Source organism: Flavobacterium arundinis (assembly GCF_038289855.1).
Taxonomy (GTDB): domain Bacteria; phylum Bacteroidota; class Bacteroidia; order Flavobacteriales; family Flavobacteriaceae; genus Flavobacterium; species Flavobacterium arundinis.
On the sequence record NZ_JBBYHR010000004.1, the window covers coordinates 275,124 to 294,838 of the forward strand.

Below are 19,715 nucleotides of genomic sequence, written 5' to 3' on the forward strand. Positions count from 1 at the left end.
CACTATAATGGCCACATTCCAAGACCTCGACCTACCCAAAGCACTACAGAAAGCAATTGATGAGCTTGGCTTTGTAACACCTACTCCGATTCAGGAGCGGGCAATGCCGGTAATTATGTCGGGGCGCGATATGATGGGTATTGCGCAGACAGGTACCGGTAAGACCTTTGCCTACCTCCTTCCGATACTCAAACAATGGAAATTTGCAAAGACACACGTACCCCGTGTCGTGATTGTTGTCCCAACGCGTGAGCTTGTAGTACAGGTGGTCGAAGAAGTTGAAAAACTGACGAAATATATGTCGGTGCGTACACTTGGCGTATACGGCGGCGTAAATATCAATACGCAGAAAACCCGTGTTTACGAAGGTGTCGATGTACTTGTAGGCACACCCGGAAGGATGATGGACCTGGCACTTGATAATGTGGTGCGCTTTGATGAAGTGCAGAAACTGGTAATTGATGAATTTGACGAAATACTGAACCTGGGCTTTCGTGTACAGGTCACATCAATACTGTCGATGATGAAGCAGAAAAGGCAGAATATCCTGTTTTCGGCTACCATGACCGATGAAGTGGATGAAATGCTGAACGATTTTTTTGATTTCCCTGAAGAGGTTTCACTGGCGCCTTCGGGCACGCCACTGGAGCAAATAACGCAGCTGGTTTATAACGTGCCTAACTTCCTCACCAAAATTAACCTGTTAAAAGGATTAATGAAAGATGAGACTCTTAGTCGGGTACTTATTTTCGTAAACAATAAAAAGATCGCCGACATGGTGATGGATGCTGTTGAGGAAGAATATCCTGGACAATTTGGGGTTATCCACTCCAATAAGTCTCAAAATTACAGACTTAATACTATGGCTTCCTTTCAGCGGGGAGAAATCAGGGGGCTTGTTACTACCGATATTATGGCGCGCGGACTTGATATTTCGGACATTACCCACGTTATCAATATGGAGTTCCCGGAAGCCCCTGAACAATACATCCACCGTATTGGGCGTACCGGCCGTGCTGATAAAACCGGTATTGCTATAAGTTTTGCAGGTAAGCACGAGCAGGACATCCAGGTGCAGGCCGAAGTGCTTATGGAAAAAGAAATGGAAGTGCTCGAGATTCCGGAAGATGTTGTAATTGCTGAGCGTTTGCTGGAGTTTGAAAAAGACTGGAAGAAATTAAAACAGGTCTTCAAAAAGAAGAAAGATGAAGGTGGTGAGGCTTTCCATGAAAAGAAAGAGAAGAACAAAAAAGTAAATCTTGGCGGTCCCGGCAAAACCAAGCCCCGTAAAACGAAATCCCGTAACCGTGGTATTGAAAGGGCCCGTGACAAGAAGCGGAAAGATAAAGATAAATAGGATTGTTTTTTAAGCACGAATTACACAAGACAGTTTAATTATCAGACCTGACAGGTTTTAAAAACCTGTCAGGTCTTGAAGTTTATATATTTTGTAAATTCAGTAACCTGCCGAGGACAAGTTTCCCAACAAAAAAGTCTACTTATTCGCCGTAAACACCAAACACACCGGCGCACATACTTCTATGCGCTGTGTAGTGTCCGAAAGCATTCCCGTAGTTTTATCCCTTTTAAAGACTACGATGTTATTGCTTTTCTGATTGGCCACCAATAGGAAATTATCTTTGGGATCTATAGCAAAATTACGTGGCGAGACACCCTGCGTGCTTATCTGCTGTACCATGTTCAGCATCCCGTTGGCATGTACCCTGAATACCGTAATCGTATTCGCATCTCCCCTGTTGGTCGCATATAGGAACTTTCCGTCGTTAGAAAAATGAATATCGGCAGCCCCGTTAACGCCGTTAAAATCTTTTGGCACAACACTTGTTTCCTGCAACTTCCCTAAAACACCATCTTTATAACTATAGCATGCTATTGCCCCATTAAGCTCATGCAAAACATAAACGAAAAGTCCGTTTGGATTAAAAACCAGGTGTCTCGGCCCACTCCCGGCAACCGTCGATGTGCTCTCTTTTAGTATAAGCGCCTTATCGCCTCCATCAGGATTGTAACTGTAAATATATATTTTATCGGTGCCAAGATCGTTAGACAAAACAAATTTTTTATCAGGAGAAAAATACACCATGTGCGGATGCGGTTTCTCCTGGCGTACTTTATTGGTACTGCTGCCGCTATGTTTTACTACCTGTTTTGCATCCCCAAGCGAGCCATCCGCTTTCTTGCCAAAAACAGTTATTGTGCCTCCCGTGTAGTTGGCCACAATCACATTTTTTTCGTCATTAATAATGTAGCAGGGATCAGCGCCTTTAGAATCTTTTTTATTTATGAAATTCAGTGAACCGTCATTCAGTCCATATTTGAAAGCGCTCACGGTACTCTTGTCTCCATCTTCGTTAACGCTGTATATAAATTTTTTATCGGGAGACACGGTAAGAAAACTCGGATTGATAACTTTTTCAGTGCTCTTTCTTAGCTTAAGTTGAGCTGTTACAGCATTAAAGTCATAAACATAAATTCCTTTACTGTCGCATTCGTTGGTATACGTTCCTATTACAAGGTTATAATTATCCTGTGCGCTCATTGCCATTGCTCCTAAAAAAATAAATATTCCGGCTAATTTCATTATGTCCCTTTTAGATTGATAAACAAAAATAAGATATAAAAGACGGCAGGCAAAAATTTAACAACGGTATTTACGTTAGGGTTTATGAGAAAAATTTGTATTTTTGACAAACCCTATAAACGAATGCAATTTAAACATCCGGAAATCCTTTACTTCCTTTTCCTGCTGGCAATTCCCATACTGGTCCATTTATTTCAATTGCGCCGTTTCCGTAAAGAATATTTCACCAATGTGCGGTTCCTTAAAGAACTCAGCATGCAGACCCGCAAAAGCTCCAAAATAAAAAAATGGCTGCTATTGTGTGTCAGGCTGTTGCTCCTCGCCTGCCTTATAATTGCTTTTGCCCAGCCTTTTTTTAAGGCAAAAGGAGACAACAACAAAGGCAACGAAATGGTTATCCTTCTGGACAATTCATTTTCTATGCAGGCCAAAGGCAGTAAAGGCGAACTGCTGAAACGCGCCGTGCAGGACTTGCTGGAAAATACACCCGAAAATCAGCAGTTTTCGTTGATAACCAACACCAATGCCTACTGGGACACCGATATAAAATCCATCCAGAAAGAATTGCAGAACATGGCTTATAGCGATGTGCCTTTTCGCCCCGACTTTTTGCTGACCAAAGCGCAGGCAAAAAAGCCCAATACAGGCAAAGACATTGTAATTATTACCGATGCGGTAAACCTGGACTCCAAAGACATAAGCAAATTTACCGGAAGCCCTTTGTATGCCGTACTGCCGGAAACCGAGAATACCAACAACATCAGTATTGATAGTGTGTACATTTCCCAGGCAATGGATAATTTTTATGAGATTAAAGTAGATATGCAGGCTTACGGGAAGTTTGAAGATGAAATACCGGTTGCATTATACAACGGCAAAGACCTGACCGCGAAAACTATCATAAAATTTGATACGGATAAAAAATCGGCGGCCTTTACCATCCCTAAGAAAGACTTCCATGGCTATGTTTCGGTTAACGATAACAGTCTGGCCTATGATAACAACTACTACTTCAGCATATCGAAACCGGAAAAGGCGAATGTAATTGCTATCGGCGAAACGGCAAAGAATAATTTCCTATCCAGGATCTACACCGATGATGACTTTAATTTTACAGCATCTGAATTAAGTGGCCTTGACTATAACAGCCTCGAAAAGCAGGATGCCATTATTGTAAATGAGCTCAAGGAAATCCCACAGTCGCTCATCACTACATTAAAAGATTTTTATGCCAAAGGCGGCAACGTGGTCATAATTCCTTCCGGCGAAGGAAGCCTGCAGAACCTTAACGGACTGCTTGGAAGTTTCGGCGGGAGCAGCTACAGGCCTTTGACACAAAATTCAAGGCAGATAACCAAAATATCCTTCAGCCATCCGCTGTACCAAACGGTGTTCGAAAAGAAAACCGATAACTTCCAGTACCCAATGGTGAAGTCAGGTTTTACATTGTCAGGCAATGCGCTTCCGGTACTAACATACGACGACCAGACGCCTTTTCTTGCTTCGATGAGCAACAGGTTAGGCAATGCTTATGTCTTTTCGGCGCCAATAAATAAAGTAAACAGCAACTTCCAGAACTCGCCGCTTATTGTGCCAACATTCTACAACATGGCACAGAACAGCGGTAAAATGGGTATTAACGCCATAACAATTGGTGAAAACCAAACCCTGTTGCTGGATGTGGTGCTTTCCAAAGATGAAGTCCTTACCGTGCGCAATGCCGATTCTGATTTTATACCGATGCAGCAGGTACTTAACAATAAGGTGAAGCTGTCATTTGGCGATTACCCTGAAGTTGCCGGGAATTATTCAATTACAAAAGGCAATGAAGTGCTGAAAAACATCAGTTTTAACCATGCCCGCACGGAGAGCAACCTTAGCCTTCAGAACAAATCGGTACTCAGGGATTTTACAGAGACCGAATCGGTGGGCACAGTATATAGCGACATCAAGTCCGAAAGGACAGCAAGCGAGCTATGGAAATGGTTTGTCGTGGGGACACTGATATTCCTGTTACTCGAACTTTTGATACAAAAATTTGTAAAATGAACCTGATATTCAAAAACGCAACCATCATTGATAAAAACAGCCCTTTCCACAATCAGGCCGTTGATATCAGGGTGGAAGATGGAATCATAACAAAAATAGGGACAAGCTTACCTGTTGAAGGCTTTAAAATTGTAGAGCTCGATAACCTGCACATCTCCAAAGGATGGTTTGACAGTTCGGTAAGCCTGGGCGAACCCGGCTACGAGGACAGGGAAACCCTGGCAAATGGCCTTAACGTAGCGGCAAAAAGTGGCTTTACCGATATTGCCCTCCAGCCGAATAACAACCCAATTGCTGAAAAACAGGGAGACATCAGCTTCCTTGTAAACAAAGCTGCCGGACATGCCACGAACCTACATCCCATCGGTGCACTGACAAAAGGCAGCGAAGGCAGGGATATGGCTGAGCTTTTCGATATGAAAAACGCAGGCGCTGTAGCCTTCGGGGATTATAATAAAGCTATTTCGGATGCGAATATATTGAAGATAGCCCTGCAATATGTACAGGATTTTAACGGTCTTGTGATAGCCTATGCACAGGATGATAAAATAAAAGGAAAGGGCGTTGTACATGAAGGGATTGTGAGTACGCAGCTTGGCCTTAAAGGCATCCCGGCATTGGCTGAGGAATTGCAAATTGCGAGAAACCTGTTCTTAGTAGAATATACCGGTGGTAAGATGCACATCCCCACAATTTCCACAGGAAAATCCGTGCAGATGGTACGCGAGGCTAAAGCCAAAGGGCTGAATGTAACCTGTAGCGTCTCAGTACACCATCTGGTACTTACCGATGAAGTGCTTGTTGACTTCGACACCCGTTATAAAGTAGCTCCCCCACTCCGACCGGATACTGAAAGAAAACTACTCATAGATGGCGTTCTCGACGGCACAATAGACCTTATTACTTCCGACCACAACCCTATCGACATTGAGAATAAAAAACTCGAATTCGACCTTGCGAAAGACGGCACTATCGGGCTGGAAAGCGCTTTTGGTGCATTAATGACGGGGCTTACGCTTGAAGTTATTATTGATAAATTCACAGCGGGAAAAATGATATTCGGACTTGGTAACCATGATATTGCGGAAGGATCTAAAGCATCATTCACGCTCTTCGATCCAAATACAGAATGGGCATTCGCCAAAATTAACATCCTTTCGAAATCAAAAAACTCCGCTTTCCTCGGGCAGCCGATGAAAGGGAGAGCATACGGCATATACAATAATGGGAAATTAATTCTAAAAGGTTAATAACATGAAAAAGGCACTGATACTTGGCATTGCGCTTTCATTAGCGCTGGCCTGCAAAAAAGATGTTGAAGAAAAAACAAAGAACGCCATTAATGAAGGCGGGAAAGCTGTAGAAGAAACTGCAGATAAAGTGGTTGACGAAGTATCGGCACATTTTGAAGACAGCAGAGGCTGCAAGCTGGAGCTTTCGGAAGACTTAAAGAACAAAGGTATTGGCACAGGTAAATTCTACATTGAGAAGGATACCGTTACTAAAAAGCACAACAAGCTGGTTATCTACCTTATCAATGATAAAAATTACAAAGGCGCTATCAACTTTAAGGTTGCCGATAAAGAAGGCGTTGAAATTGGCCGCACGACACATACTGCCGATACAAAAACCGGCTATCAGGACATCCTGTTTGATAACCGCACCGACATTGAACCTAAAAGCACTATAAGCATTTATTAAAAATGGACCAAACAACAGAACAAGGCAAATCAAATGCCATCATAAGCTATCTTACTATCATAGGTGCCATTATCGCTATGATACAGAACAGTGAAAAAAAGAACCCTTTCGCATCTTTCCACATCCGCCAGGCGCTTGGTGTAGAACTTACTTTCTTTGCATTGGGCTACCCGGTTGGATCTTTCGATAACTGGACCGTTACAATGGCTTTTTACATATTCTTCTTTGTATTGTGGGCATTTGGGTTTGTAACCGCACTACAGGGCGAGTATGGTGTGATACCTATATTAGGGCCGTTATTCCAGAAAATATTTAAAAATGTGTAATTCATGAATTTATCTTTATACCACCTTGTCAGGGAGCCGAAAGTAAAGCAGGAAAAGAACCCATTATTACTGCTGCTCCACGGTTATGGCAGCAATGAGGAAGACCTTTTCTCATTTGCGGCACAACTTCCCGATGAATACTTTATCATATCCGCACGTGCGCCGTACAACCTTCCACCCTACGGACACGCGTGGTATGCTATCAATTTTGATGAGGATATGAATAAGTTTTCTGATGAAATCCAGGCAAAAGAATCGCGCGACCTTATCGGGAAATTTATTGATGAATTAATTGCTGCTTACCCTATAGATAACGAAAAGGTTACACTTATAGGTTTCAGTCAGGGTGCGATATTAAGCTATGCTGTAGCCCTCACCTATCCTGAAAAGATTGCGCGTGTTGCGGCACTAAGCGGTTACCTAAATGCAGATATTATAGAAAAGAATTTCCAGCATAAGGACATTTCAAAACTGCGTTTCTTTATATCCCACGGAATAGTGGACCAGGTCATACCTGTAGAATGGGCGCGTAAAGCACCAGAGTTCCTTAAAACATTAGGCTTGACCGAAGAATACCATGAATACCCTATTGGTCATGGCGTGGCGCCACAGAATTTTTATGACCTGCTTAATTGGCTACAAGCCCATTAGATCTCAAAGAGGGAATTTCACTCCGGCCTAATAGCGATTCGTTGCAATGATTTAGGCATAAGAGTGAGTAAACAGTAGTAAAAATTCTTCCTTCGGGGGTTAGGGGGTCTGAGGTTCTGCCTTGTCGTCCCCTGTTATTTGGGCTTCCTGTATTTCTGCGCCGGCAAAAAGAAGTTCAGTTCCTTTTTGCAGCTGATAGCCCTTTTTCAAATGCAGTTTCCATGCGCCATTAGTATAAGCATCGCCTTTTCCTTTTTGAAGCATAATTGACTTTGGCGAATCCGGAAGGAAAAGTTCTGCCCTGTCGCCCTTATTGTCTTCAAAAATTACAAATGCGCTTTTGGCAGTACTCTCGCCCTGCAGCTCATCTATAGCGTTTAGGCGGTAGCCTTCCTCAAAAGGCCTCACACATTCGTCACGCAGCTCCGACCATTTGTAACCGGCAGCCGTAACACATCCTTTCTCATCCTTGATGGTACCCAACTCAACCTGTTCAGTGGTTTTCACTTCGGTTTTATCATCACTATGGTCTTTGAGCAAAAAGTCACAGGAGGAAAGGGAAAATACCAGTACGGAAATTAAAAGCAATTTTTTCATCGGGTAATAATAAGGGATACTAAAGTACGAAAAAAATTAATTTACCGTATCGGCATAAAGGAGTGTTTCGATCGTTTCGTATTTAAAAGTGCCGTTTGGCTCTGCGAAATATTTTATCAGTACTTCGCCCCATGCCTTCCCGTTGCTGAAATCGGCAATGATCCACCTGTGGTTGAGCACCTGTACTTTATTGATAAGAAAGTTTTTACCATTTAATGCGTCATACCCCGTTAGCGGATTGCCATTCGGGTTTTCATTATAGGCAAGCAAACCGTCTTTAATCCTTCCTTCAAGGGTTGCAATATCGGTGCTTTCGGCAAAATAATCAAGTGCCTTGTCGTTGTATGCAAGCGCAAAATAATTTGCATCAGAAAGTTTCGCCTTTTCTGCTTCAAGGCTGTCTTTTATCGCTTTTTTACCAGCTTCCAGTTTTTCAAACCTGCCGTCTTCAAATTTTTGCTTGTTGGAAAAATACATGTAGGTAAACACGTTGATAAGCAATGTAAATATGAACAGGTACAAAAAAATATTTCTTTTCATGGTCGTGTTAAATGGTTATTTCTAAATTATCATAAGCTAAAAATACATTCGGGGGCAGCATTTTCCCTACCTCGCCATGAAAGCCCATGTGATGGCTGATATGGGTAAGGTATGCACGATCGGGCTTAAGAAGGCTAATGAGGCTGAGGGCTTCTTCAAGATTAAAATGCGTATCATGCGGTTCCTGCCGGAGGGCGCTCACAACGAGTACTTTGAGCCCCCTGAGTTTTTCGGTTTCTAAAGGTGGAATGTACTTGATATCGGTCAGGTAGGCAAAATCCTCTATCCGGTAGCCAAAAACATCAAGGTCTCCATGCTTTATGCTGATAGGCTCAGCTATTTTATCGCCAAGCGGAAAAGCATGGCCGGCCGTAACTTCATTAACGGTAACCGACGGTGCGCCGGGATACTTGTCCTCATCAGTAAATATATAGTCAAAACGCTTTTGAAGGTTTTTTATCACCCGCTCATGGGCATAAACGGGAATATCTCCCTGTCTGAAGAAAAAAGGCCGTATATCATCCAATCCGGCCGTATGGTCGGAATGTTCGTGCGTATATAGAATGCCGTCTACTTTAGGGCATTGGCAGGCAAGCATCTGTTGGCGGAAGTCGGGCCCGCAGTCGATAATGTAAGAATGATCGCCCCACTGTACCCAGACCGACACCCGAAGACGCTTGTCGCGAGGGTCTGTGCTGCGGCATACCGCATCATCGCAACCGATGACCGGAATTCCCTGAGACGTGCCTGTACCTAAAAACCATACTTTCAAAACGGGTTATTTTTTTACAAAAATAGCATTATTTGTTTTAAAAAAGCCTTTGTTTTGCTAACTTTGCAATATATCATTACCCGCTATGAAATTAACAGATGCCGATATAACACTGAAAGGCGACAGGATCATTGAACATATCCCTTCCGTAAAAGATAAGGCGCTCCGTATCAATCTCAATGAAAATATTTACGGTACTTTTTCAGAGATAGGCGCAGGCCAGGAAACCGTGCGTCATTTCTTCAGATCGGGCGGGTCATCGGGTACTATCGCAAAAGCGATGTCGGCATACGATAAAGATTTCAGCGATGCTATATATGGCGTGGAAGAAGACGGTCGCTACGTTACAGAAAGCCGCCTGAAAAAAATGCTTGCCCATGAGGTAAGGATCATAGAGCAGCGCCTCAAGCGCGAAAAGCACCCAAGCAAAGTGTTTTTCAGTTATGCCAACACCGTTGCCACGATAGACTTTGCAAAACAGTTTAAAGGCCACGGATGGGTAGGTATCAAATACCAGGTAGAGCCCGACGAGGATTATAACGAAATAACGCTGCATATACGCTTCAAGGAGAATGATGCACGCCTGCAGCAGGAAACCCTTGGCATACTTGGCGTAAACCTTATATACGGTGCCTTCTACAAATACAATGAGCCTAAAAAGCTACTGCGTTACCTTTATGATAACCTGGATAAGGACCAGCTTGAAATAGATACCATAAACTTTTCAGGACCGCGTTTTGCCGATGTGGATAACAGGCTTATGAGCCTCCAACTGGTAAAGAACGGCATGACCGATGCGGTAATGTTCGACCCTCAGGGGCATAATGTGCTTCCCGCTGCTGTACTTTATAAAAAGAATATTCTGGCCTTAAGAGGCAGTTTCAGGCCGGTAACGAAAGTGAACATGGATATGTATGAGAAATCATATAAAATGTTCCTTGAAGAAAATAAGGTCGACAAAGATAAAACCCTTGTGGTCTTCGAAATAACGCTTTCCAACCTTCGCTCCGAAGGCGAGATAGATGAACGTGATTTTATGGATCGGGCTGAACTTTTATGTTCTCTTGGTCAGACAGTTATGATATCTAACTTTCAGGAATACTATAAGGTTGTTGAATATTTTTCTGCCTATACTAAAGCCCGTATGGGACTTGCTATGGGTGTGAGTAACCTTGTAGATATTTTTGACGAAAAATACTACCGCCACCTGAGCGGAGGCATACTTGAAGCTTTTGGAAAGCTTTTCTACCGGGACCTTAAGGTGTTCCTTTACCCGATGAAAGATGAGGAAGGCAACGTAATAGATTCCGAAAATCTAAAGGTTCACCCGCGTATGAAGGAGTTGTATAAGTTCTTCAAATTTAATGGGAAAGTGGTAGATATTACCGATGTTGAGGAAAACCACCTGAGCATCTTCTCGCGTGAGGTACTTAAAATGATCAGCAAAGGAAAAACAGGCTGGGAATCTATGCTGCCTGCTGGTATTGCGGAAGTTATCAAAGAAAACCACCTTTTTGGGTATGATCCTAAAAAACTTGTGGCAGAACAGGAATAAGCAATTTCTTTACGGTTTTTTCGTTATCTTAGTTATCTAAAACCGACTACGATGAAAAATATAGCAGCAGCAATTTCATTGCTCACCTCTTTAGGACTGTATGCACAAGAAGAAAAGACTGTAGCCAAACCCATAACTGAGGACTACAATTTCATGTGCAAAACCATGGAAATCAATAAGGAAGCCAAAACTATCATCCTAACTGAAGATGCTTCCTATAAAGATAGTATAATAGAAATTACCGGTGCAGAGCAGATTGTTTTTGATCAGGCCAGTAACGAAATAATTGCTACCGGCCCATATAACTTTACTATAGACGGAGCTGTTACTTTAACCCCGGGCGAAGGAACTAAGAAGCTAAGGTATAAAATCGGCGAGGCTGTTGCTTATATAGAATAATACATGAGCGAACGCATCATAGGGATTATGGGTGCCATGCCCGAAGAAATTGATGGTGCGATTTCCCTGCTGAATAATCCGCAACGCGCAGTTATAGGGATGCGCAGTTACACTACCGGAACCATTAACGGGATTAAAACGGTTGTGGTTTTTTCACGCTGGGGAAAAGTGGCCGCTTCTGCAACTGCTGCAACCCTCATACATATCTATAAAATTACCGAACTTATTTTTACCGGTGTTGCCGGAGCCATCGACCCTACGCTGAAAATCGGCGATATTGTTATTGCTAAAAGGCTTATACAGCATGACCTGGATGCCCGCCCGCTGATGGGCCGGTTCGAGATTCCGCTGCTTGGTATCACTTATCTGGAATGCAATACACAACAGCTCGACAATGCCAGGAAAGCTATTACGCCGTTAATCGTTAATAATATATTGCGTGACACGATAGGTGAAAATGTTTTGTCAGAATTCGGGATCGTTAACCCCAATCTTCATATTGGCGATATAGCCAGTGGCGACCAGTTTTTCTCATCTGAATTGCAAAAGCAGCAGCTGAATGAAGCGTTGCCTACAGTAGTTTGTGTAGAGATGGAAGGAGCTGCTGTAGCGCAGGTATGCTATGAGCATAAAATACCGTTTACGGTTATCAGGACAATATCTGACACTGCCGACGAAAAATCACATATTGATTTCCCGATTTTCATCGAAAAAATTTCAAGCAGGTACTCCGTCGCCATAATAGAACAACTGTACCAAAATTAAATCCACCCTTTATCAAATGCAATGCGGATCACCTCATTAGTAGATCCTGCTTCTGTTTTTTTTAGCATGTTTTTACGATGCGCATCAACAGTATGCTTACTGATGCTTAATGCCTTACTGATCTCTGCACTACTAAGCCCGTTTGCCAGTGAACGTAATACTTCCTTCTCCCTTTTGGTAAACAGGTGCTTAACCGGCTTAAAAATATTTTTCACATCTACATCCATATAGGAAGGTTCGCCATCCATGCCAATGAAAGACAATACAGGCTTCAGGTCTTTTTTAAGGTGGCTGATATCCGTATGCACCACAAACGTCCGCACGTTCTCCGGATCGTGCTGGATAATGACATATTGGTTCAGGACACGAATGTACTCACCATCCGCCCTTTTTAGCCTGTGGTCATATTGCACTTTGTATTTAAATAGCTTATCTGTTGGAATGCGGGAAAAAAATACCTGAACTGCTGTTTCAAAATTAAGGTAAAAGGGAACGTCATCCGGGTGAACAAGATTTGAAAAAAAGTCAAGATCGATATCCTGTTTAGGATAGCCAAGCACTTTTTCTATCTCGGGACTGACAAGGTCAAACCCGGGCCTCCTTACATTATTGACTATATAGTAATAATCGCCGATCTGGAAAATATCAAGGAGTTTTTTGTGAAGTGCGATATCAAACGTGAAATCCGTTACATTCTCCTCCGTAGTAATATTTGCCCATATTTTTTGAAGCTCAGAATGCGGGTTAATTTGCATAATTGGTTAATTAGTTGGTCTGCACAAAATACTAAAAATTTGTCATGAACGCATAATAATAGTTCAAAAAACAAGAACTGCCATATTGCAAAATCTGCATCAACAGGATATATACGAATGCTTTTTGTTTTAAACAATGCAATTCATTAAAGGAATAAAATTTGGTGCTTATATCCGGCATGCATATTTTTACTCCATGCAAAAATTCACCCTGCTGATTATCCTGTTGCTATGCTGCCGTTCGTATTCGCAAACCGATACGCTGTCTCACAATAAAGACGGTAAATATGCCGCAATCGATGATTATGCCAGGACCGTTAAATACAAAAATGATCTGGGGTTGCTTTCGCGCGAACTAACACAGAATTATCATTCGGATCTTGAAAAAACACGGGCGATATTTATATGGATAACCGATAATATATCCTATGACTACAAGTTTGTCAACCGCAATAAAAAAATAAAATTCCCGAAATGCAAAAAGAACCAGGACTGTGGCACGATACAAAAAGCATGGGAAGATAAATTTTTACATAAAGTCATTACCCGTAAAAAGTCTATTTGCGAAGGCTATGCCCGGCTGTTCAAACGCTTATGCGATGATGCAGGCATCCAGGGTTCGGTAGTTGCGGGATATACTAAGCAGAAACCAGGACAAGTTGGAAAAATGGGCCCCTTGAGCCATGCCTGGAACGCCGTTCTTATCGATGGCCAATTTTATTATTTCGATGTCACCTGGGCATCCGGATCCTGTGCCCGTAACAAAAAGGGAAAACTTGAAAAATTCCAAAAGGGATATGATGATTATTACTGGTGTACGCCACCGGAAAAATTATACCGCAATCATTTCCCGAAAGACCCACTATGGCTGAAAGATTCCGGATATACCAAAGAGCGTTATCGTGATAATGCTTATATACGGGGCAATGAAATGAAATATCTGGATATTATTGAACCGGAGTCGGGTGTATTAAAAGTAAAAAATGGAGATACCATACGGTTTAAAATACATTATACACTAAACCTTGAGAATCTGGAGATCAATACCAACGTGAAGGAAAAACCGGAAGACCAAAAAGTGGAAGACAACGAGGATGAAGATATAGAAATGGAAGAAGTGGAGAGCACCATCCCTTTTAAAAGGGATGGTGACACTATAGAATTTGAATATATAATCGACCGCAAAAGCACCCGCTACATCGACGTGCTATTCGATTATAATCGTGTTATGCGGTTCAATGTGAAATTTTAAGACTTCAAGCCTACTTCAATATCTGCTCTGTATGCATCTTGCTTTTCACATCAGTAATAACCTCTTCAATTATCCCATTTTCGTCGATAACAAACGTTGTCCTGTGGATACCGTCGAATAATTTTCCCATAAATTTTTTAGGTCCCCATACACCAAAGGCGTTGATAACCGATTTATCCTCATCGGCTATAAGCGGAAAAGGCAGGTCGTATTTATTCCTGAAACTCCCCTGTTTCTTTTGGGTATCTGCGCTTACGCCCAGAAGCTCATAATTTTGAGATTTAAATCGCCCGAAATTATCACGCAGGTTGCAGGCTTCTGTCGTGCATGTCGGTGTACTTGCAGCGGGGTAAAAGAATACTACGAGTTTTTTGCCCTTATAATCAGCCAGTGAATGTTTGTTTCCATCCTGGTCAACTCCTGAAAAATATGGTGCTTTATCTCCTTTTGTAAGTGTCGTCATAAGTGTATATTTGTTTTTATAAATGTACTAAAAATGACCAAGGCACAAAAGGCAAAATTCGTTATTGAAACACTAAGGGAAATTTACCCAACCATACCGGTACCACTGGAACATAAAGACCCTTATACCCTGCTTATTGCAGTACTGATGAGCGCACAAAGCACCGATGTGCGCGTTAACCAGATCACGCCGCTGCTGTTTGCAAAAGCCGATAATCCCTATGATATGGTAAAGCTTACCGTAGACGAAATAAGGGAAATCATAAAACCTGTCGGGCTCTCCCCTGCCAAGGCAAAAGGAATCCACGGCCTGTCGCAAATACTGATCGACAAGCATGGCGGCAAAGTACCACAGAGCTTTGAAGCACTGGAAGAACTGCCTGCCGTTGGGCACAAGACGGCCAGTGTTGTAATGAGCCAGGCATTTGGTATACCTGCCTTTCCGGTGGACACGCACATTCACCGGCTGATGTACCGCTGGGGACTAAGTGACGGCAAGAATGTAGTCCAGACCGAAAAAGATGCCAAAAAACTATTCCCGGAAGCATTGTGGAACGACCTGCACTTGCAAATAATCTGGTACGGAAGACAATACTCCCCTGCCCGTGGATGGGATATCAAAAAGGATATCATTACCGCAACGATAGGACGGAAGAAAGTACTTGAGGATTATTTTAAAAAGAATTCAAAATAATTCTTATCGGTGATATATGGGATATCATTTATAATGTAAATGCCGTGAGTAAACAGAGGCAAACCTTAAATCACACACTTGCCCTTACTTTATAAGGTTAAACGTAGTTTTGTACAATTTTAGACTAATGCACAGACACAAATAAGACACTAAAGAACATCTTCAAAGTCTTGTAGTGGCTTTACAAAAAGTTAACATTCTGATTTTCAATTTCTTTAATTAAAATAAAACTGCAAACTGCATTAGATTATGTCGCTAATATACAGTACCTTTGCAGCAATTTTAAAAATATACATGAATAAATTTGAACAATTAGGATTGAATGAATCGCTTCTGAAGGCGATAAACGATCTAGGATTTGAGAATCCGTCAGAAGTACAGGAAAAAGCGATTCCCCTCTTGTTGGAAAAAGACACAGACATTGTAGCGCTTGCGCAAACGGGGACAGGGAAAACCGCGGCGTTTGGTTTTCCGCTTATCCAGAAAATAGATCCTGAAAACAGGAACACACAGGCACTTATACTTTCACCTACACGTGAATTGTGCCTGCAGATCACGAACGAGATCAAGCTTTACTCCAAGTACATTAAAGGCATCAGCACTGTTGCCGTATATGGTGGGGCAAGCATTACAGAGCAAGCCAGGGAGATCAAGCGTGGCGCACAGATCATTGTTGCTACACCCGGAAGGATGCAGGACATGATCAACCGCGGATTGGTGAACATCTCTAAAATCGACTTCTGTATCCTTGATGAGGCAGATGAGATGCTGAACATGGGCTTTTATGATGATATCGTAAACATCCTTTCTACATCTCCTGACGACAAGAGCACATGGCTTTTCTCGGCTACCATGCCGCAGGAAGTTGCCAGGATCGCGAAAGAATTCATGCGTAAGCCGCTTGAGATCACAGTAGGCCACAAGAACTCCGGTTCGTCTACCGTATCGCATGAGTTTTACCTTGTGAACGCACGTGACCGTTATGAAGCGCTTAAGCGTCTTGCTGACTCCAACCCCGACATCTTCTCGGTAGTTTTCTGCCGTACGAAAAGGGACACACAGGCGGTTGCCGAAAAACTTATCGAAGACGGGTACAACGCAGCAGCGCTACATGGCGACCTTTCGCAGGCGCAGCGTGACAGCGTTATGAAATCGTTCCGTGCCAGGCAGATACAAATGCTTGTAGCTACCGACGTTGCCGCAAGGGGTATCGACGTTGACAGCATCACACACGTTGTGAACTACCAGCTGCCTGACGAGATAGAGATATACAACCACCGTAGTGGCCGTACAGGCCGTGCCGGAAAACTGGGTACCTCTATCGTGATCATCACAAAAAGCGAGCTTCGTAAAATAGCCGCTATCGAAAGGACGATCAAGCAGAAGTTTGAGGAGAAAACGATACCTTCAGGTATGGAGATCTGTGAAATACAGCTTTTCCACCTTGCCAACAAGATAAAAGATGTAGAAGTTGACCACGAGATCGACTCGTACCTCCCTGCCATATATGAAGTGATGAAAGACCTTACTAAAGAGGAGCTTATCAAGAAAATGGTATCGGTGGAGTTTAACAGGTTCATCAACTACTACAAAAAGAACAGGGATCTTTCTGCACAATCTGCAGGCTCTGACAGGCGCGAAAGCACCGGCAGGGACATGGGCGGAAGCGGTGGCGCTGTGCGTTACTTCGTTAACATCGGGTCAAGGGACAACTTTGACTGGATGAGCCTTAAGGATTTCCTTCGCGATACCCTTAGCCTTGGCCGTGACGATGTGTTTAAAGTAGATGTAAAAGAAGGATTCTCTTTCTTTAACACTGAACCTGAGCATACCGAAAGGGTACTTGACGTACTGAACAGCTTCCAGATGGAAGGCCGCAGGATCAACGTTGAAGTTTCTAAAAACGACGGACGCGATAACAATGGCGGACGCAGGGACCACAACGGAAGAAGCGGCGGAGGCAGCTTTGGACGAAGCAGTGGCGGCGACAGGAGCAGTGATCGCAACGCAAGAAGCGGTGGCAGCGAACGCAGGGGCGAATCGTTTGGCGGAGGCAGGAGTGGTGCAAGGACACAAAACCCAACTTCAGGAAGGCCGCCAAGAAGAACCGATTCGGCATCTTCTTCAAAGAAACCGAGAAGAAGCTAAAATAAATATTTAGCTTAAATACATACTAACTACAAAATATCCCGTTTGTTTATTACTTTTACGTCATATAAGCAGCCGATGAGATATTTTGTAGTTTTTTTGTTTTCACTTTTTACCCTGGCCTCTTTTTCGCAGGACCGCCCAAAAGCGGAAACAGTGTCGGGCACCATTATAACCGACATCAGCCAGCAACCGATACCCGGCGTTAATATTATCAATATCAACAGGGTTAAAGGCGTTACAACCGATGTGAAAGGTAACTTTACCATTGAGGCTGCTGTAAACGATACGCTGCACATCTCCTACATAGGGTTCCAGTCCATAAAAGTAAGGGTGACCAATGACTGGATAAAATTTAAGAACGTTACTAAAATACCACTCACCGAGCGCGCTTATACGCTTGAGGAAGTTGTTATTGATAAATACCACCTCACAGGCTATCTTCAGATCGACTCCAAACTGGCGCCTGTAAAAGAAAATTACCGTTATAGTATTACCGGGCTCCCTTACGGCTATGAAGGCGGCGAACACTCCCCTAATGCCTTCAGGAGGGTTTTAAGCAGCATGCTGAACCCTGCCGACCTGCTGAATAATATTTTCGGCAAGAAGCCCAACGAAATGCGAAGGCTCCGCGAAATGAAAAAGGACGACACCGTGCGCAATGCCCTTGCCACCAAGTTTGACCGCGAAACACTCGCTGCGCTCTTAGGCATCACCAAAGATGACATTTCCGATGTACTTGAACATTGCAACTACTCCCAGGAATTCATCGCCACCGCCAACGACCTGCAAATCATGGATGCCATTAGTGGCTGCTATGAGGAATATAAGGTGTTGCACAGGAATTAAGTTTTTGTTGATAGGTTTATTTGTTGATGGGTTGATGGGTTGATTTGTTCACCATAGCTGATTTTCTTGTGGTACGTGTCATTTCGACCGCAGCTTGTGGAGTGGAGAAATCTCTCTTTTTCCTATACCTAAAAATGGAACGCGGATAATCGCACCTATTCTTGTGGTACGTGTCATTTCGACCGCAGCCTGCGGAGTGGAGAAATCTCTCTTTTTTCTGTACCTAAAAATGAAACGCGGATAATCGCACCTATTCTTGTGGTACGTGTCATTTCGACCGCAGCCTGCGGAGTGGAGAAATCTCAAAATCGAAATACAGAAATAAGTAAATTTCCTACATTCATACTTCCCTCCTATTTTAAATAATCAAAATTATTAGAGCGCCTTATTGTGGTGCAGGGTATCATACGCCGATTTTGTTTTTAGGTGGAAATTACGTGGTTGGTAAAAACAGGTGATTTTACTTAAAAGAATTAAAAATCAATTCTATAGATTTGCTTTAATAATTCTTTAACAACACTTGCAATGAAAAAAATATTATTTATCGTTATAGTCTGTATGTTTTTCTCTTGCGAACAAAAAAGCAAATATTCATACATCGAAATTATAGACGATGAAAGTTTATTGGGAGATATTTCTGAAAAAGAAAAAGAGCCAAGAATTATAGAGGCAATAAGTGATTCTATAGCTTACTTAGATGCGTATCAAAAATTTTGTGTATCTAAAAAAGTTAATCAAGATATGATTGATGCATCACAAAAAGTTTATTCAACTCCAAAATCTTTCAAGCTATTAGATGCAACTGGAAAAGACATAGCTCTTGTAAATTTTATTGATAAAGAAAAATTAGAAAAAGAAGTTGAAAACAGAATTTTTTCTCTTGAAAACAATATCATTAAAGATGAAAAAATTCGTAAAAAAGAAGATGAGAAAAATTTCCAAGCGACTGCTAATATTGATTCTTCAAAAATTCGTGAGCTTAAAAAATATTTTGTTATTAAAAGTGATGAATTTTCTAACGAAAATAAAAAGTGGTATACCCCTTCTAACGCACCTAAGTATACTAATATGAATGGTATTTATTTTTATTTTCAAACAGAAAATAATATACCATCAAATTTACGATTTCGACTACAATACTATGCTGATGATTGGTTGTTCTTTGATAAAGTCCAATTTTCCATTGATAACAAAGCTTTTGATTATGTACCCACGAACACAGAAACCGATTCCGGAGATGGGGGCTATATATGGGAATGGTTTGATGAAGGATTGACTATTACAGATAGGGATTTAGTTTATGCATTAGCCAATGCAAAAACTGCAAAAGTAAAATTGATTGGAGATAAGTATTATGATATCAAAACAATCACCAAAAAGCAAATTTTGAATTTTAAAAGAACTTTAGATTTATATAATGCCATGGGAGGGAATTATTAATGAAACCGTATATTTAGTTAAGCTCGCTCTCAAAAATTACTTCCTTATTCGTTCCCGCAATGACGGCTAGCAGAGAAATCCGTGGTCATCCGCCAAAATCCGCGTTATCCGCGTTCCTCTTTGTGATGTTTGTCCTGCAGTAGAATTTGAGATCGTGC

Annotated in this window: 20 protein-coding genes; 14 read left to right on the top strand and 6 right to left on the bottom strand. The window is 42.2% G+C overall.

The window, feature by feature from the left end; translation table 11 throughout:
* Nucleotides 1-7 precede the first annotated feature (7 nt).
* Nucleotides 8-1,357 carry a DEAD/DEAH box helicase gene (locus AAEO56_RS09525; protein WP_341696816.1) on the top strand — a complete coding sequence of 450 codons (1,350 nt, stop codon included), beginning with the start codon at nt 8-10 and terminating at the stop codon, nt 1,355-1,357.
* Between the two features lie 138 nt (nt 1,358-1,495).
* Here the strand turns inward: AAEO56_RS09525 and AAEO56_RS09530 are convergent, their stop codons facing one another.
* Complete coding sequence (locus AAEO56_RS09530; protein WP_341696817.1) at nt 1,496-2,602, bottom strand: lactonase family protein; 1,107 nt, start codon at nt 2,600-2,602, stop codon at nt 1,496-1,498.
* A 123-nt stretch (nt 2,603-2,725) separates the two neighbouring features.
* On the opposite strand from AAEO56_RS09530, the gene AAEO56_RS09535 reads away from it, so the two are divergent.
* Genes AAEO56_RS09535 through AAEO56_RS09555 form a run of 5 tightly spaced genes read left to right on the top strand, consistent with a single transcriptional unit; the run spans nt 2,726 to nt 7,329 of the window.
* Nucleotides 2,726-4,651: a BatA and WFA domain-containing protein gene (locus AAEO56_RS09535; protein ID WP_341696818.1), complete on the top strand. Its 1,926-nt coding sequence runs from the start codon at nt 2,726-2,728 to the stop codon at nt 4,649-4,651.
* Entirely contained in the window at nt 4,648-5,901 is a 1,254-nt protein-coding gene (locus AAEO56_RS09540) for a dihydroorotase (RefSeq protein WP_341696819.1), read from the top strand. The genes AAEO56_RS09535 and AAEO56_RS09540 overlap by 4 nt, the downstream gene beginning before the upstream one ends.
* Nucleotides 5,902-5,905: 4 nt before the next feature.
* Nucleotides 5,906-6,352, top strand: a complete 447-nt coding sequence (locus tag AAEO56_RS09545; RefSeq protein ID WP_341696820.1) for a hypothetical protein — start codon at nt 5,906-5,908, stop codon at nt 6,350-6,352.
* Nucleotides 6,353-6,354: 2 nt separating this feature from the next.
* Nucleotides 6,355-6,678 carry a DUF4870 domain-containing protein gene (locus AAEO56_RS09550; protein WP_341696821.1) on the top strand — a complete coding sequence of 108 codons (324 nt, stop codon included), beginning with the start codon at nt 6,355-6,357 and terminating at the stop codon, nt 6,676-6,678.
* A gap of 3 nt (nt 6,679-6,681) precedes the next feature.
* Nucleotides 6,682-7,329: an alpha/beta hydrolase gene (locus AAEO56_RS09555; protein WP_341696822.1), complete on the top strand. Its 648-nt coding sequence runs from the start codon at nt 6,682-6,684 to the stop codon at nt 7,327-7,329.
* 99 nt (nt 7,330-7,428) lie between these two features.
* Here AAEO56_RS09555 and AAEO56_RS09560 read toward each other — a convergent pair whose 3' ends face one another.
* The 3 genes from AAEO56_RS09560 to AAEO56_RS09570 are packed head-to-tail and all read right to left on the bottom strand — an operon-like array spanning nt 7,429 to nt 9,238.
* Nucleotides 7,429-7,926: a hypothetical protein gene (locus AAEO56_RS09560; protein ID WP_341696823.1), complete on the bottom strand. Its 498-nt coding sequence runs from the start codon at nt 7,924-7,926 to the stop codon at nt 7,429-7,431.
* Nucleotides 7,927-7,962: 36 nt separating this feature from the next.
* Nucleotides 7,963-8,466 (bottom strand): hypothetical protein, encoded by a 504-nt coding sequence (locus AAEO56_RS09565; protein ID WP_341696824.1) that lies wholly within the window; start codon nt 8,464-8,466, stop codon nt 7,963-7,965.
* Between the two features lie 7 nt (nt 8,467-8,473).
* Nucleotides 8,474-9,238, bottom strand: a complete 765-nt coding sequence (locus AAEO56_RS09570; RefSeq protein ID WP_341696825.1) for an MBL fold metallo-hydrolase — start codon at nt 9,236-9,238, stop codon at nt 8,474-8,476.
* 85 nt (nt 9,239-9,323) lie between these two features.
* Here AAEO56_RS09570 and AAEO56_RS09575 point away from each other — a divergent pair, with 85 nt between their 5' ends.
* Genes AAEO56_RS09575 through AAEO56_RS09585 form a run of 3 tightly spaced genes read left to right on the top strand, consistent with a single transcriptional unit; the run spans nt 9,324 to nt 11,957 of the window.
* On the top strand, nt 9,324-10,793 hold the full coding sequence (locus tag AAEO56_RS09575) for a TonB-dependent receptor (protein ID WP_341696826.1): 1,470 nt from the start codon (nt 9,324-9,326) through the stop codon (nt 10,791-10,793).
* A gap of 51 nt (nt 10,794-10,844) precedes the next feature.
* Nucleotides 10,845-11,192 (top strand): hypothetical protein, encoded by a 348-nt coding sequence (locus AAEO56_RS09580; RefSeq protein WP_341696827.1) that lies wholly within the window; start codon nt 10,845-10,847, stop codon nt 11,190-11,192.
* A 3-nt stretch (nt 11,193-11,195) separates the two neighbouring features.
* Complete coding sequence (locus AAEO56_RS09585) at nt 11,196-11,957, top strand: 5'-methylthioadenosine/adenosylhomocysteine nucleosidase (protein ID WP_341696828.1); 762 nt, start codon at nt 11,196-11,198, stop codon at nt 11,955-11,957.
* Here AAEO56_RS09585 and AAEO56_RS09590 read toward each other — a convergent pair.
* Entirely contained in the window at nt 11,954-12,712 is a 759-nt protein-coding gene (locus AAEO56_RS09590) for a LuxR C-terminal-related transcriptional regulator (RefSeq protein ID WP_341696829.1), read from the bottom strand. The two genes, AAEO56_RS09585 and AAEO56_RS09590, sit on opposite strands and share 4 nt — an antisense overlap.
* A gap of 196 nt (nt 12,713-12,908) precedes the next feature.
* Here AAEO56_RS09590 and AAEO56_RS09595 point away from each other — a divergent pair, with 196 nt between their 5' ends.
* Nucleotides 12,909-13,964, top strand: coding sequence for a transglutaminase domain-containing protein (locus tag AAEO56_RS09595; protein WP_341696830.1), 1,056 nt, complete (start codon nt 12,909-12,911; stop codon nt 13,962-13,964).
* A 10-nt stretch (nt 13,965-13,974) separates the two neighbouring features.
* Here the strand turns inward: AAEO56_RS09595 and bcp are convergent, their stop codons facing one another.
* Nucleotides 13,975-14,427, bottom strand: coding sequence for a thioredoxin-dependent thiol peroxidase (gene bcp, locus AAEO56_RS09600; protein WP_341696831.1), 453 nt, complete (start codon nt 14,425-14,427; stop codon nt 13,975-13,977).
* 33 nt (nt 14,428-14,460) lie between these two features.
* Here bcp and AAEO56_RS09605 point away from each other — a divergent pair, with 33 nt between their 5' ends.
* The 4 genes from AAEO56_RS09605 to AAEO56_RS09620 all read left to right on the top strand — a co-directional run bounded on the left by AAEO56_RS09605 (nt 14,461) and on the right by AAEO56_RS09620 (nt 19,557).
* Nucleotides 14,461-15,120: an endonuclease III domain-containing protein gene (locus tag AAEO56_RS09605; protein WP_341696832.1), complete on the top strand. Its 660-nt coding sequence runs from the start codon at nt 14,461-14,463 to the stop codon at nt 15,118-15,120.
* 294 nt (nt 15,121-15,414) lie between these two features.
* The gene (locus AAEO56_RS09610) at nt 15,415-17,268 is read left to right on the top strand and encodes a DEAD/DEAH box helicase (protein WP_341696833.1); all 1,854 of its coding nucleotides are present in this window, start codon (nt 15,415-15,417) and stop codon (nt 17,266-17,268) included.
* Nucleotides 17,269-17,346: 78 nt separating this feature from the next.
* Nucleotides 17,347-18,117, top strand: a complete 771-nt coding sequence (locus tag AAEO56_RS09615) for a carboxypeptidase-like regulatory domain-containing protein (protein ID WP_341696834.1) — start codon at nt 17,347-17,349, stop codon at nt 18,115-18,117.
* 525 nt (nt 18,118-18,642) lie between these two features.
* Complete coding sequence (locus AAEO56_RS09620; RefSeq protein ID WP_341696835.1) at nt 18,643-19,557, top strand: hypothetical protein; 915 nt, start codon at nt 18,643-18,645, stop codon at nt 19,555-19,557.
* Nucleotides 19,558-19,715 lie beyond the last annotated feature (158 nt).